Source organism: Alcaligenes sp. EGD-AK7 (assembly GCF_000465875.3).
Classification (GTDB): domain Bacteria; phylum Pseudomonadota; class Gammaproteobacteria; order Burkholderiales; family Burkholderiaceae_B; genus Alcaligenes; species Alcaligenes phenolicus.
This window is the reverse complement of record NZ_AVOG02000069.1, coordinates 123472-137092: the sequence shown is the minus strand read 5'-3', so window position 1 is coordinate 137092 and position 13621 is coordinate 123472. Positions and strand designations below refer to the sequence as shown.

14 protein-coding genes are annotated in these 13621 nt (G+C 57.0%); 8 read left to right on the top strand and 6 right to left on the bottom strand.

Annotated elements, in window-relative coordinates; all coding sequences use genetic code 11:
• Positions 1-49 precede the first annotated feature (49 nt).
• Complete coding sequence (locus N879_RS18825) at positions 50-379, top strand: c-type cytochrome (RefSeq protein WP_009460372.1); 330 nt, start codon at positions 50-52, stop codon at positions 377-379.
• 24 nt (positions 380-403) lie between these two features.
• On the opposite strand, the gene N879_RS18820 is transcribed toward N879_RS18825, so the two are convergent.
• From N879_RS18820 to N879_RS18810, 3 genes are all read right to left on the bottom strand, one after another.
• The gene (locus N879_RS18820; protein ID WP_022983611.1) at positions 404-1198 is read right to left on the bottom strand and encodes an exodeoxyribonuclease III; all 795 of its coding nucleotides are present in this window, start codon (positions 1196-1198) and stop codon (positions 404-406) included.
• Positions 1199-1270: 72 nt separating this feature from the next.
• Positions 1271-2080, bottom strand: coding sequence for a DODA-type extradiol aromatic ring-opening family dioxygenase (locus N879_RS18815; protein WP_022983610.1), 810 nt, complete (start codon positions 2078-2080; stop codon positions 1271-1273).
• 56 nt (positions 2081-2136) lie between these two features.
• Positions 2137-2538, bottom strand: a complete 402-nt coding sequence (locus N879_RS18810; protein WP_009460378.1) for a DoxX family protein — start codon at positions 2536-2538, stop codon at positions 2137-2139.
• A 219-nt stretch (positions 2539-2757) separates the two neighbouring features.
• On the opposite strand from N879_RS18810, the gene N879_RS18805 reads away from it, so the two are divergent.
• Positions 2758-3648 carry a LysR family transcriptional regulator gene (locus N879_RS18805; protein WP_022983609.1) on the top strand — a complete coding sequence of 297 codons (891 nt, stop codon included), beginning with the start codon at positions 2758-2760 and terminating at the stop codon, positions 3646-3648.
• A 53-nt stretch (positions 3649-3701) separates the two neighbouring features.
• Entirely contained in the window at positions 3702-4376 is a 675-nt protein-coding gene (gene pyrE / locus N879_RS18800) for an orotate phosphoribosyltransferase (RefSeq protein WP_009460379.1), read from the top strand.
• 91 nt (positions 4377-4467) lie between these two features.
• On the opposite strand, the gene gatB is transcribed toward pyrE, so the two are convergent.
• From gatB to gatC, 3 genes are read right to left on the bottom strand one after another with little or no spacing between them, the layout of a single operon-like run.
• Positions 4468-5925 carry an Asp-tRNA(Asn)/Glu-tRNA(Gln) amidotransferase subunit GatB gene (gene gatB, locus N879_RS18795; RefSeq protein WP_022983608.1) on the bottom strand — a complete coding sequence of 486 codons (1458 nt, stop codon included), beginning with the start codon at positions 5923-5925 and terminating at the stop codon, positions 4468-4470.
• A complete protein-coding gene (gatA, locus tag N879_RS18790) occupies positions 5925-7445 on the bottom strand; it encodes an Asp-tRNA(Asn)/Glu-tRNA(Gln) amidotransferase subunit GatA (protein ID WP_009460380.1) in 1521 nt (506 codons plus the stop codon). The genes gatB and gatA overlap by 1 nt, the downstream gene beginning before the upstream one ends.
• 9 nt (positions 7446-7454) lie before the next feature.
• Positions 7455-7763: an Asp-tRNA(Asn)/Glu-tRNA(Gln) amidotransferase subunit GatC gene (gene gatC / locus N879_RS18785; protein WP_003801948.1), complete on the bottom strand. Its 309-nt coding sequence runs from the start codon at positions 7761-7763 to the stop codon at positions 7455-7457.
• 270 nt (positions 7764-8033) lie between these two features.
• Between gatC and N879_RS18780 the strand changes: the two genes are divergently transcribed.
• The 5 genes from N879_RS18780 (at position 8034) to rodA (ending at position 13598) form a co-directional block, all read left to right on the top strand.
• Entirely contained in the window at positions 8034-9077 is a 1044-nt protein-coding gene (locus N879_RS18780) for a rod shape-determining protein (protein WP_003801946.1), read from the top strand.
• Between the two features lie 61 nt (positions 9078-9138).
• On the top strand, positions 9139-10020 hold the full coding sequence (gene mreC, locus N879_RS18775; RefSeq protein ID WP_009460381.1) for a rod shape-determining protein MreC: 882 nt from the start codon (positions 9139-9141) through the stop codon (positions 10018-10020).
• The gene (mreD, locus tag N879_RS18770; protein WP_009460382.1) at positions 10004-10585 is read left to right on the top strand and encodes a rod shape-determining protein MreD; all 582 of its coding nucleotides are present in this window, start codon (positions 10004-10006) and stop codon (positions 10583-10585) included. The genes mreC and mreD overlap by 17 nt, the downstream gene beginning before the upstream one ends.
• A 14-nt stretch (positions 10586-10599) precedes the next feature.
• The gene (mrdA, locus tag N879_RS18765) at positions 10600-12459 is read left to right on the top strand and encodes a penicillin-binding protein 2 (protein ID WP_009460384.1); all 1860 of its coding nucleotides are present in this window, start codon (positions 10600-10602) and stop codon (positions 12457-12459) included.
• On the top strand, positions 12456-13598 hold the full coding sequence (rodA, locus tag N879_RS18760) for a rod shape-determining protein RodA (protein ID WP_009460538.1): 1143 nt from the start codon (positions 12456-12458) through the stop codon (positions 13596-13598). The genes mrdA and rodA overlap by 4 nt, the downstream gene beginning before the upstream one ends.
• Positions 13599-13621 lie beyond the last annotated feature (23 nt).

The window sequence follows — 13621 nt, the reverse complement described above, 5'->3', positions numbered from 1 at the left end:
AAGTATCAGCTAGGCATGCGTTCATGCCGACTGTTTAAAGGGTAAACCCATGAGAACCTATCGCCCCGCCACCATGATGTACTCCGCAATGGCCGCTTTGTTTTTGCTGGCCGCCGCACCTGCAGCACATGCCAACTCGGACGAAGCTCTCAAGCTGTACAAGTCTTCGTGTATGGTCTGTCATGCATCGGGTATGGCCAATGCCCCTCGTTTGGGTGACAAGGCTCGTTGGGAGCCCCTGATCGCCCAAGGCGAAGATGCCATGATGCAAGTTGTGCTGAACGGCAAGGGCGCCATGCCCCCACGCGGTGCAGCTCCCAAAGCAACCGATGAACAATTGCGCAGCGTTGTGCGCTACATGATTGAAAAAGCCAGCTAAGGCGCTGGCTTTTTCAGGCTGGATTTACAGGCTCCAGTCGTAATCAACCGTCAGTGGCGCGTGGTCGCTGAAACGCTCTTCCTTATAGATCGTTGCACCGCGCGCCTTGGCAGCAATACCTGGGGTGGCAATTTGATAATCAATGCGCCACCCCACATTTTTGGCCCAAGCCTGGCCGCGGTTGCTCCACCAGGTGTAGCACTCGTCCGTGGTATCGGGATGCAGGCTGCGGTACACATCCACCCAAGCCAGTTCGCCTAGCACTTTGCTCATCCAGGCGCGTTCTTCTGGCAGAAAACCGCTGTTTTTCAGGTTGCCTTTCCAGTTCTTCAAATCGGCTTCGTGGTGCGCAATATTCCAGTCACCACAAATAATGAACTCGCGGCCGGTATCACGGTGTTCCTGCATCAAGCCATTAATCCACTGCTCAAAATGATCCAGAAAGCGGTACTTGGCGGTTTGACGCTCGTCGCCCGAGGAACCCGAGGGCAGGTAGGCGCTGATCACACTAAGGTCGTTCCAGTCGGCGCGGATAATGCGGCCTTCAGCATCGAACTCTTCGCAGGCCATGCCTTCGGCCACGCTTTCTGCCTTGTGGTTCAGGTACAGGCCTACACCGCTATAGCCTTTTTTCTGAGCATGGTGGAAATGCCCGTGGTATTGACCGGGGTTGGTCAAATCGGGGGTCAGATCAGGCTCGCTGATCTTGATTTCCTGCATGCAGACAATATGAGGTTTCTGGGCTTCCAGCCAGGCGGGCAGGCCTTTACGAAAGGCGGCCCGAATACCGTTGACGTTTAACGAGGTGACGCGTAACACGTGGCAATTCTCCTTATAGCGTCAGCACTTTAACCCGTAACCTGCCTGGATGTCAGTGGCCGTCAGAGCTTGTTACGACGCTGAGCCGAAGCGGTAGCTGGACACGGTCAAGCCACCAAAGGCCTGGGTTTCGTGGTGGAAGCGATGCGCTGCGTCGCCACGCGCAGCACCAGCGGCCACCATGAGGGGAACCAGGTGATCTTCGCGGGGATGGGCAACACGTGCGGCCGGCGCCTGTTCCCAGTCCATCAAGGCCTGACGACGGGCGGCAGGGTCCTCCAGGCTCAGGCTTTGATGCAGCCAGGCATCAAACTGGGCAGAGGGCTGCACACCGCCAGGTCCCATATTGCGCAGGTTGTGATAGCTCAGACCGCTGCCAATAATCAGCACCTCTTCGTCTCGCAAAGGCGCAAGCGCCTCGCCCATGGCGTAGTGCAGGGCCGGGTCGTAGTTGGCGTGAATGGACAGTTGCACCATAGGCACTTTGGCTTGCGGATAGATCACATAAGCCGGTACGAATGCACCGTGGTCAAAGCCACGCTGCGAATCCAGATGAGTGGGCAGGCCAGCGCCTTCCAGCAAATTACAGACCTGTTGGGCCAGAGCAGGATCGCCTGGTGCAGGGTAGTGAATCTCGTACGTGTGGGACGGAAAGCCGTAATAGTCGTACACCATGCTCGGTTGTGCTGCGGCGGCAACCAGCAGATTGGCTTGTTGAGCTTCCCAGTGGGCGGAGACCATCAAGATCGCTTTGGGTGTACGCCCCAATTGGCGTGGAATATCCTGCAGGGCAGCACGCAGCGGGGCGTACATGGTTTGCGCTTCAGGCATCCAGGGCCAGGGTCCGCCACCGTGCGAGATGAAATAGGTGGGCATTGTCATGATGATCTCCTGCCCCTGCCCTGATAGGGGCAGGGGATAAGGGGTTGAACAAGGCGTCAGGCTTTGTCGCGGCCTGCGTCAATACTCCATGGGCCTGGGCCGGCAAAGGCCAGGTACAGGAAGGCAAAGCAGAACAGAACTGCCGCCTCACCGCCATTGAGGATAGGGGTTGCGAAGGTGCTGCCGCTGGCGTGGCCAATAAAGTAAGCGAAAGCGCACAGGCCCGAAGCAATAAAGGCTGCAAAACGAGAGAACAGACCAATCACCAGCAAGACACCCAGAACCAGTTCCAGAATGCCCGCAATGCCGTAAATGGAGCTGATTTGCAGGTTGGCAAACATGTCTACTTTGGGGAAACCCAGGATCTTGGCAGTACCGTGTGTCAGCAGGAGATAGCCTGTAACGATGCGCAGCAGGCTAAGGATGCGAGGAGTCCAGCTAGAGGTAAGGGCGCTCATGTATGTTCCTTTGGAAAGTTGACAGTATCGGTAAACGAAGCACTGGCCCGGCGTAGTGACAAAAGCTCTGTGTCAGGCATGACGTGATGACATCCTGGTGCTGGTCCCGCCCATTCAAGGCCCAGACAGGCACCGGGTTAGCGCTCGTTCAAGATTAATCAATTACTATCAGGAAATAAACAGGCCTATTTTCATTAGTTACTTTCTTATTAGGAAAGCATGGATACGATTCAGAGTTTGCGGGTGTTCCGGGAAATCGTCGCAGCGGGCAGCTTTGCAGCGGCGGCGCAACGCTTGGATATGTCTGCGCCCATGGTCAGCAAGCACTTGGCCAATCTGGAAAAACAGCTGGGCGCCCGCTTGCTCCATCGCAGCAGCCGTCGTTTGAGCCTGACGGAGTTGGGGCAAACCTACTTTGATTATTGCTTGCAGGCACTCGATACTCTGGAGCGCGGACAGCAGGCATTATCGGGTTCTGAGCATCAGCCCCAAGGTGTGTTGAGAGTGACGGCCCCCGTATGGTTTGCCAACCGCAAAGTGGCGCAGCTGTTGCAGGATTACCAAACACGCTATCCGGAAGTGACTCTGGACATGAGCCTGAGCAATCACAAAGTGGATTTGGTGGCGGAAGGTTTTGATCTGGCCTTGCGGGTGATGCGCGAGCCTGCGCCGCATCAGATTGCACGTCTTATTTGCCCCACGCCCTTTCATCTGGTGGCCAGCCCGGAGTTTGTGGCCCAGCACGGCATGCCGCGTAACTGTGCGGAGGTGATGCGTCTGCCGGCTATCAGCCCCAGTTATTTACAGCAGCCCAGTTTTGAATTTTTGGGGCCGGACGGGCCGGAGTCCTTGCGCCTGAATCCTTTCATGCGTTCGGATAACACCAATCTGACTTATTACAGTGCGTTGGGTGGAGCAGGGCTGGCCTATTTGCCGGAGTGGCTGGTGATGGATGATCTGGAAAGTGGTCGGCTGGTTCGCCTGTTGCCCGATTACACCGAAGAGCTGCAGCAGCTGCATGCCGTCTATGCCAGCCGTCGCTATTTGACACCTAAAGTGCGCAGTTTTATCGACTTCTTGCTGGAAGAACTGGCCGAACCTGCCAAGTGATGGCTCACATCACGCTAAAATGCCCTTCGTCTCTATCTTTTTCATACTCTGTCATGTCGGCTAATAACGATAATCGTCGCAATTTTGTGCGCTTTTCCCTGGAACAGGGAGTGCTGCGCTTTGGGGAATTCAAGGTCAAGTCTGGCCGTTTGAGTCCTTACTTCTTCAATGCCGGCCTGTTCAATACGGGACGTAGTGTGGGTCAGCTGGCCCGTTTCTATGCTCAGGCTTTGCTGGATTCGGGCGTGTCTTTTGACATGCTGTTTGGTCCTGCCTACAAAGGGATTCCTCTGGCTGCCGCAACCTCAATTGCCCTGGCTGAGCACCCGCAAATCGGTGAGCGTGATGTGCCTTTTGCTTTCAACCGCAAGGAAGCCAAAGACCACGGTGAAGGCGGCACCCTGGTGGGCGCTCCTTTGCAAGGCAAGGTCGTGATTATTGATGACGTGATCACAGCGGGTACGTCCGTGCGTGAATCCATGCAGATCATCAAGGCCGCCGGTGCAGAACCTGCCGCGGTGCTGATTGCTTTGGATCGCATGGAGCGCGCCGGTAACGATCAGGAACTGTCCGCGCATTCTGCAGTGCAGGAAGTGGAACAGACTTACGGTATTCCTGTGATCAGCATTGCCTCTTTGGCTGACATCATGGCGGTGCTGGCGGATGACACCACTTTGGCAGCTCACGCTCCCCAAGTGAAAGCCTACCGCGACCGCTACGGTGTCTGATCATCTGCGTTTGTTAAGCAGGGTTCAGCAGTAAAAAAAACACCAGGCCTTGGCCTGGTGTTTTTGTATCCGCTAAGCGCAGAGTCCGGACTTAGGCGTCCAGCTTTTGCTTGAGCATTTCGTTGATCTGCTGCGGATTGGCCTTGCCCTTGGCAACCTTCATCACCTGACCGACCAAGGCGTTGAAGGCCTTTGGCTTGCCGGCACGGTGCTGCTCGACGATGCTGGGGTTGGCGGCCAGTACTTCGTCCACCATGGCCTCAATGGCACCTACGTCATTGATCTGCTTCAGGCCACGGGCGTCGATAATGGCATCCACATCGCCATTGAGCTCGCCGTCCCACTGCGCCGCGAACACGTCACGGGCAATCTTGTTGGAGATGGTGCCGTCCGCAATACGGGCAATCAGCTGAGCCAATTGTGCTGGGCTGACTTTGGACTGCTCAATGCTCAGCTCTTCACGGTTCAAGGCAGCCGACAGTTCGCCCAGAATCCAGTTGGCGGCCAGTTTCGCGTTCGCCTTGGAGCCCGCCTGCAAGATGGCTTCGAAGAAGTCAGCCGTTGCACGATCTACCGTCAGTTGCGAGGCATCGTAACGGCTCAGTTCAAACTCTTGCTCGAAGCGAGCCAGTTTCTGGGCGGGCAGTTCAGGCATGTCCTGACGAACCTGTTCGATCCACTCTTCACTGATAAACAGAGGTGGCAGGTCAGGATCGGGGAAGTAGCGGTAATCGTGTGCGTCTTCCTTGCTGCGCATGCTGCGGGTCTCGTCACGGTCCGAGTCGTACAGGCGCGTTTCCTGGATGACTTTGCCACCGTCTTCGATCAGCTCGATCTGGCGGCGTGCTTCGTATTGAATGGCACGTTCCAGGAAGCGGAAGGAGTTGATGTTCTTCAGTTCGCAACGGGTGCCAAATTCTTTCTGGCCTTTGGGGCGTACCGATACGTTGGCATCCACACGGAAAGAGCCTTCCTGCATATTGCCGTCGCAAATGCCCAGCCAGACTACCAGGCTGTGCAGGGCGCGTGCATAGCCCACGGCTTCAGCTGCCGAGCGCATTTCAGGTTCGGACACGATTTCCAGCAGCGGAGTGCCTGCGCGGTTCAAGTCGATCCCGGTGCTGGATTCGCCGTAAGGACCACGGAAGTTTTCATGCAGGGATTTACCGGCATCTTCTTCCAAGTGGGCGCGAGTCAGATTGATGGTTTTTTCTTCACCGTCCAGCATGAAGCTGACCGTACCGCCGCTGACGACGGGAATTTCCATCTGGCTGATCTGGTAGTTCTTGGGCAGATCCGGGTAGAAGTAGTTCTTGCGCTCGAACACGGAGCGCGGCGCAATGTGGCCGCCTACGGCCAGACCCAGGCGAATTGCCCGTTCGGCAGCGCCACGGTTAAAGACAGGCAGAGCGCCGGGCAAGGCCATATCGACTTCGTTGGCTTGCGTGTTGGGCAAGGCGCCAAAGCGAGTGCTGCTGCTGGAGAAGATTTTGGATTCGGTCGAGAGCTGGGTATGAGTTTCCAGCCCGATCACAATTTCCCATTCCATTATTGTTGTCCTGGTTGACGTTGATGCCAGTCGGTGACTTGCTGGAAGCGGTCGGCAAAGGCCAGCAACTGGCCTTCACGGAAGTAGTTGCCAATGATTTGCAGGCCGATGGGCAGGGGACGCTCATCCTTGCTGAATCCGCAAGGAATGGACATGGCGGGCAGGCCGGCCAAGCTCACGCCCAGTGTGTAGACGTCGCCCAGCCAATCGGTGGTGGGATCCTCGATGGTGGCACCCAGCTTGCGGCCCAGAGCCGGTGTGACGGGGCCCAGGATCAGGTCGCACTGTTCAAAGACTTTCTGGAAGTCGTCCACAATCATGCGGCGCACGCGTTGGGCTTGCAGATAGTAGGCGTCGTAGTAGCCATGCGAGAGCACATAAGTGCCGACCAGGATGCGGCGTACCACTTCAGGGCCAAAGCCTTCCGAGCGCGAACGCGAAATCATGCTGTTCAGATCGGTGTACTGGCTGGCGCGGTGGCCAAAGCGTACGCCGTCAAAGCGCGACAGGTTGGTGGAGGCCTCAGCGGGGCTGATGACGTAGTAAGTCGGGACAGACAGCTCTGTCAGGGGCAGTTGCACGGTGACGCGCTCTGCACCCAGGCTTTCGTAGGTTTTCAGGGCGGCTTCAATGGCGTCGGCAACGACCGGGTCCAGGCCGGGGCCAAAGAACTGGGCGGGCACACCAATACGCAGGCCTTTCAGTGGCTGGCTGCCTTGGGCTTCTTGTTGAGCCTGTTGCTGTTCAAATTGCTGACGAATGCGCGCGCCGTTATTGGGCTGGTCGTCGCAAAATTCCAGGCTGGTGGCGTCTTGCGGGTCGAAACCACACATGTTCTCCAGCAGGTCCAGCAAGTCGCTTGCATTGCGGGCGATAGGGCCGGCCTGATCCAGGCTGGAGCCGTAGGCAATAATGCCGAAGCGGGAAATCGTGCCGTAGGTGGGCTTGATGCCGCTGACACCACACAGGGCGGCAGGCTGGCGAATCGAACCACCGGTATCGGTTGCAGTCGCACCCGCTACCAGGCCAGCAGCGACAGCGGCGGCAGAACCACCCGAGGAGCCACCGGGCACCATGGAGTGATCCCAAGGGTTGCGCACGGGGCCAAACACCGAGCTTTCGTTGCGCGAGCCCATGGCGAACTCGTCACAGTTCAACTTGCCCAGCGAGACAGCACCGGCTGCCTGCAGCTTGGTCACGACCGTGGCGTCAAAGGGGCTGACGTAGCCTTCCAGCATTTTGCTGCAGGCGGTGGTCTGCCAATCCTTGGTGACAAACAAATCTTTGTGGGCGATAGGGATGCCGGTCAGTGGACCGGCCTTGCCTTGAGCAATCAGGGCGTCAGCGGCATCGGCCTGGGCCAGGGTCAGGGCAGCGTCCTGCTGCACGAAGGCATTGAGCTCTTTTTGACGGGCGCTGTTGTCCAGGGCTTGCTGGGCCAGCTCGCGGGCACTGACGGTTTTGTTTTGCAGAGCTTGGCGCAGCGCTGCAATAGTCGCGAATTCAGGGGTAAAAGACATGGTTTTGCTTTATTCGATGACCGTGGGCACCAGAAACAGGCCATCCTGCTCGGCGGGGGCGTTGCGCATCATGGCCTGACGGCTTTCTACCGTTCCGGAAGGCAGGGCCTTGTCCTCGCGCAGACGCAGACTGATCTGCTGGCGGGCGGACAAAGGGTGGGCCATGGGCTCAACGCCTTGAGTATCAACGGTTTGCAAGGTCTGGATCAGGCCCAGGATGCGCGTCAAATCGTGCTCGACCTGGGAGGCTTGTTCAGCAGAAAGATCAAGGCGCGCCAGTTGCGCTATACGGGCAACATCCTGTTCAGTGATAGACATGTGGGTGGGTACTGGAAAATGAGTAATAAAAAAAAGCGGAAATCCGTCAGTTAGGGACAGTTTGGCACTTTTACAGCAAATGCGGGGGTTACAGAACTTAACTGACCATTAAAACAGTCCTAATGTAGAGCAATTATAAGTTATCATTGACCGTTTCCTTCCCAGGTATTTTTGAATTCGTTGCCTGGTTCTTGTGCCTGTCGTTTTACGCTTGAGTTCCGCGCCGAATTTACCTGCCTTTTCCCCAAACACTTTACACTTTGCGCGCCCATGTTCGGATTCCTACGCAGTTACTTTTCCAGCGATATGGCAATCGACCTCGGTACGGCCAATACCCTTATCTATGTACGCGGCAAGGGTATCGTACTGGATGAACCGTCCGTTGTAGCCATCCGCCATGAAGGTGGACCTAATGGTAAAAAAATCATTCAGGCCGTTGGGCAGGAGGCCAAGCAAATGCTGGGTCGGGTGCCTGGCAATATTGAAGCCATCCGGCCCATGAAGGATGGTGTGATCGCGGACTTTACGGTTACCGAGCAAATGCTCAAGCAGTTCATCCGCATGGTTCACCCACGCAGCATGTTTGCTCCCAGCCCACGCATTATCGTGTGTGTGCCTTGCGGCTCCACCCAGGTGGAACGCCGTGCCATCAAAGAATCTGCTCTGGGCGCTGGCGCCAGCAAGGTCTACCTGATTGAAGAGCCCATGGCGGCCGCGATCGGTGCAGGCCTGGCCGTGTCCGATGCCAGCGGCTCCATGGTGGTGGATATCGGTGGTGGTACAACCGAAGTGGCAGTGATCTCTTTAGGCGGTATGGTCTATAAAGGATCGGTTCGCGTCGGTGGCGACAAGTTTGACGAAGCCATTATTAATTACATCCGTCGCAATTACGGAATGCTAATTGGTGAACCTACGGCTGAATTGATCAAAAAAGAGATCGGTTCCGCATTCCCTGGCACTGAAATTCGCGAGATTGAAGTCAAGGGTCGTAATTTGTCCGAAGGGGTGCCACGCAGTTTCACGGTGTCGTCCAACGAGATTCTGGAATCGCTTACCGATCCCTTGAATCAAATCGTTTCCGCGGTTAAAACCGCTCTGGAACAAACTCCTCCAGAACTGGGTGCGGACATCACTGACAAGGGCATCGTCCTGACAGGTGGTGGTGCTCTGGTTCATGACCTGGACCGTCTGCTGCAAGAAGAGACCGGCTTGCCCGTCGTGGTGGCTGAAGATCCTCTGACCTGCGTGGTACGGGGTTGCGGTGAGGCTCTGGAACATCTGGAGCGTCTGGAGTCCGTATTCATTTACGATTGATCTTTGCTTGGCCTTCACGGCAGTGTCTGCCTGTGGGGGCAAGCGATCGAGTGCTTGAGTAATGCGAGAACAAGGCTCCATCCGGCTATTTAGGCGCGGCTCATCAGCTGAGCTGCGTCTGGCCGCTCTTTTGGTGCTGGCTGTGGGCTTGTTGATTACTGACGCTCGTTATGCTGTGCTCGAACCCGTGCGGCAGGCCGTGGCCACTGTGCTGTATCCCTTTCAGCGTGTCATGCTGGCCCCTCGTGATCTGGTTACTTATTTCAGCAGCTGGACCGACGCGGCCTCCACCGCCCGTTCCGAAAAAGAAGCCTTGCAACGCCAGCGTATCGAGCTGGCTCAGTTGTCTACCCATGCCGCCCAGCTGTCTGCTGAGAACGAGCAGCTGCGCCGTTTGCTGCAAGTGGCCGATACGGTTACCCAACCGTCTGTCGCGGTAGAGGTTCTGTACGAACCGCCTAATGGGTACGCCCGTCATCTGATCTTCAATAAAGGCTCGGCCAGCGGCATTCGACCCGGTATGCCGGTTATTGACGAAGGCGGCGTGGTTGGCCAGGTGGTGCGTGTCACGCGCTTTACCTCGGAAGCTGCGCTGATCACGGACGATAAAGTCTCGGTGCCGGTACAGGTGTTGCGCAATGGTCTGCGTTTGATTGCCTTCGGTGGCAACCCCGGTGGCAAAGTGGAAGTGCGTTTTCTGACGGCTGATGTGGATCTGGAGCCGAACGATACCTTGATCACCAGCGGTATCGGGGGCTTGTTCCCTGCCGGTCTGCCGGTGGGAATGGTCAGCAGTATCGAGCGCGATGATGCGTCCGGTTTTGCGCTGGCCTTGGTGACGCCTTTGTCGCACCCCGAGCGTTATCGCCATTTTCTGATTTTGCTAGTGCCCGAGAGCGAGCGCCCTCTTGAACAGGACGATGCCAATGATGCGACGCGCTGAGTCCTCGGACACCTCTGGCCGTAAAACCCGGTCCTCATCCTTGAGTAGTTTGCAGCCTATTGATAGCAGCCCGTTTTCGCGCGCTTCCAGTCCCTGGTTGGTGTGGGGCTCGATTCTGCTGATGTGGCTGGTTTCCATGCTGCCCTGGCGCCTGCTGCCCTTTGCGCCTGATCTGTTGATGCTGGTACTGGCTTTCTGGGCTGTACACGAGCCGCGCCGTGTTCCCATGTCACTGGCATTTATTGTGGGCATTCTGGTGGATGTGCACGATGGCAGTCTGCTGGGCGAACATGCCCTGACCTATATTCTGGTCGTGTACGGCGCATTGCTGCTACGCAAGCGCATCCTGAATTTTGGCATGTGGACTCACTTCTTGCACATGGCAGTTGTCATGCTGCTGGCCCAGTTGATCGTGCGGGTTCTGCACGCCTGGCTGGTAGGGGAGTGGTCTGGCTGGGAGTGGGCCGGAGGCGCCTTGTTGACCGCCGCCCTGTGGCCGCTGGCCGATAGCGTGCTGTTCTTGCCGCAGCGGCGTCTGGACGAGTCCGACTCCGGTTCGTCCTGACGGGTAGGGCGGCCATGTTTGAATTCAAAAAAACTTCGCATCAGTTGCGCCAGCGCATTCTGTTTCGCGCCTTGGTAGCGGCCGTTCTGGCCTGCGTACTGTTAGGGGTGCTGGGCGTGCGCTTGTGGTATTTGCAAGTGGTGCGCTACGAAGGCTTTGCCGCCCGAGCCGATCAAAACCGTATTGCCGTCATCCCGATTACCCCTCGTCGAGGCGAGATTCTGGACCGCAATGGCGAGGTACTGGCCCGTAATTACCGGGACTACACCTTGTCGGCCGTACCCGCCAGTTTGGGCGAGCCGGTAGACGATATGCTGGATCGTGTCGGCGAACTGGTGGAGCTAAGTCCACGTGATCGTCGTCGATTCAAGCAGAGCGTCGCGCAAAACAGTCGATATTCTGAAATTCTGTTGCGCAATAACCTGAGCGATGATGAAGCCGCCTGGTTTGCTGCCCATGCCTTCAAGTTCCCTGGTGTGACCTTGCAGGCTCGCTGGGTGCGCGAATATCCGCAGGGCGAGGCGGCAGCGCACGTGCTGGGTTATGTGGGCCGTATTTCCGAGGGCGATCAGCAGCGCCTGGAAGAAACCGGGCAAACCGGTAACTACCGTGGCACGCAGGTCATTGGCAAAAAAGGGATCGAGAAAACCTGGGAAAAGACCCTGCACGGTCGCACAGGGATAGAGGAAGTGGAAGTGGCCGCGTCGGGCCGTCCAGTACGTACCTTGAGCCGGGTCGACCCCGTACCGGGTGCCAGCTTGCGTTTGTCGCTGGACATTGGCCTGCAGAAAATGGCTGAAGCCCTGTTTGAAGGACGACGCGGCGCGCTGGTGGCCATCGAGCCCAGCACTGGCGAAGTGCTGGCTTTCGTGTCGGCCCCGTCTTTTGATCCGAACCTGTTTATTGACGGTATTGACGTAGAGAACTGGCGCAAGCTGAATGACTCGCCCGACCACCCGCTGATTAACCGCCCACTGTACGGCACCTATCCTATCGGCTCGACTTACAAGCCCTTTGTGGCCTTGGCTGCTTTGGAAACCGGCAAGCGCAAGGCGACGGACCGTATTTCTGACCCTGGCTACTTTGAGTTTGGTGGTCAGCGTTTCCGTAACGCGGGTGGCGCTGTATATGGCTCTACCGACATGCACCGCGCCCTGGTGGTATCCTCCGATACCTATTTCTACTCATTGGGCCCGGAAATTGGCGTTGATAATCTGCACGATTTCATGAAGCAGTTTGGCTTTGGTCAGCAAACCGGCATTGATCTGGATGGCGAGCGCCAAGGCATTCTGCCTTCTACTGAATGGAAACGTCAGGCCTACAAAAAACCGGCCCAACAGCGCTGGTATGCCGGGGAAAGTATCTCGGTGGCCGTGGGCCAGGGCTATAACTCGTTTACTGTGCTGCAACTGGCCCATGCGACCGCCGTGCTGGCCAGCAATGGCATTGTGCGGCCTCCACATCTGGTCACCCAGACGCTCAGCCCCCATGATCCGGAAATTGAACAGCCCGTGCGTATTGATGCCAAGCTGATCCCCCTGAAGCAGGCTAATGTGGATGTGGTCAAACGTGCTCTGGTGGATGTGGTGCGTTTGGGTACCGCCCGCCGGGCTTTTGCGGGTGCGGCGTATCAGGCTGCTGGCAAAACGGGTACGGCACAGGTTTTTAGCTTGCGCGGTGCCAAGTACAACGCCAACGCCATTGATGAGCGTTTGCGTGACCACGCCTTGTTCATGTCCTACGCCCCGGCAGAGAACCCCAAAATTGCTGTTGCCCTGATCGTGGAAAACGCAGGTTGGGGTGGGTCGGTTGCGGCACCGATTGTGCGCAAGGTCTTTGATTACTGGTTGGTGGAACGAGGGCAGATGCAATGAAGCGACTTTTGCAACTGGGCCTGAGAGCCGTCACCGCCTTTGATTGGCCTTTGCTGCTTTTGCTGGTGCTGATGGCTGCGCTGGGCATGACCGTCATGCATTCCGCTGTGGGCGGTACAGACTGGCGCTTTGCCGATCAGGTGCGTAATTTCCTGTTGGCCTTTAGTGTGATGTGGCTGGCCGCCCTGATTCCGCCTGCCTTGTGGATGAAGCTGGCTCCGGTGGTGTATTCGATCGGGGTCGTGTTGCTTTTGGGGGTGGAGTTCTTTGGCGAAACCAGCAAGGGCGCAACGCGCTGGCTGGACTTGGGGGTGGCACGTATTCAGCCCTCGGAAATGCTCAAAATTTCCGTGCCCTTGATGTTGGCCTGGTATTTCCACCGCTATCAGCGGCCCAAGATGAGCCTGCTGGACTTCATGGTGGCAGGCATCTTGCTGATGATTCCGTTCCTGCTGATCGTGCGTCAGCCGGATTTGGGTACGGCTTTGCTGGTGTTTGCGGCCGGTTTCTGCGTGATTTACTTTGCAGGCCTGTCCTTCAAGCTGATCGTACCCATTGTGGTGGTGCTGGTGCTGGGTATTAGCGCCTTGCTGTACTACGAAGACTATATCTGCGTACCAGACCTGGATTGGGTGGTGTTGCACGACTATCAAAAGCACCGTGTCTGCACCTTGCTGAACCCCGGTAGTGACCGTTTGGGCAGAGGGTTCCATACCATCCAGTCCATGATTGCGATCGGTTCTGGTGGTGTTTACGGCAAGGGCTACATGATGGGCACCCAGTCCCATCTGGATTTCGTGCCCGAGCGCACAACCGACTTTATTTTTGCAGTGTTTGCCGAAGAATTCGGTTTGTACGGCGGCATCATGCTGCTGGTGCTGTACGCCTTGTTGATCCTGCGCGGCTTGTCGATTGCTGCTGTGGCTCACACCCAATTCAGCCGTTTGCTGGCCGGTTCCATGTCCATGATGCTGTTCGTTTATGTGTTCGTGAACATAGGCATGGTGACGGGAATTTTGCCCGTGGTAGGCGTGCCTTTGCCGTTCCTGAGCTATGGCGGTACGGCCTTGATGACCTTGGGTGTAGCCTGCGGGATGCTGATGAGCATCAGCAACGATAAGCCAGCGCGGCCTGCATAGCGCCATTCCCCCGGATTAGGCCG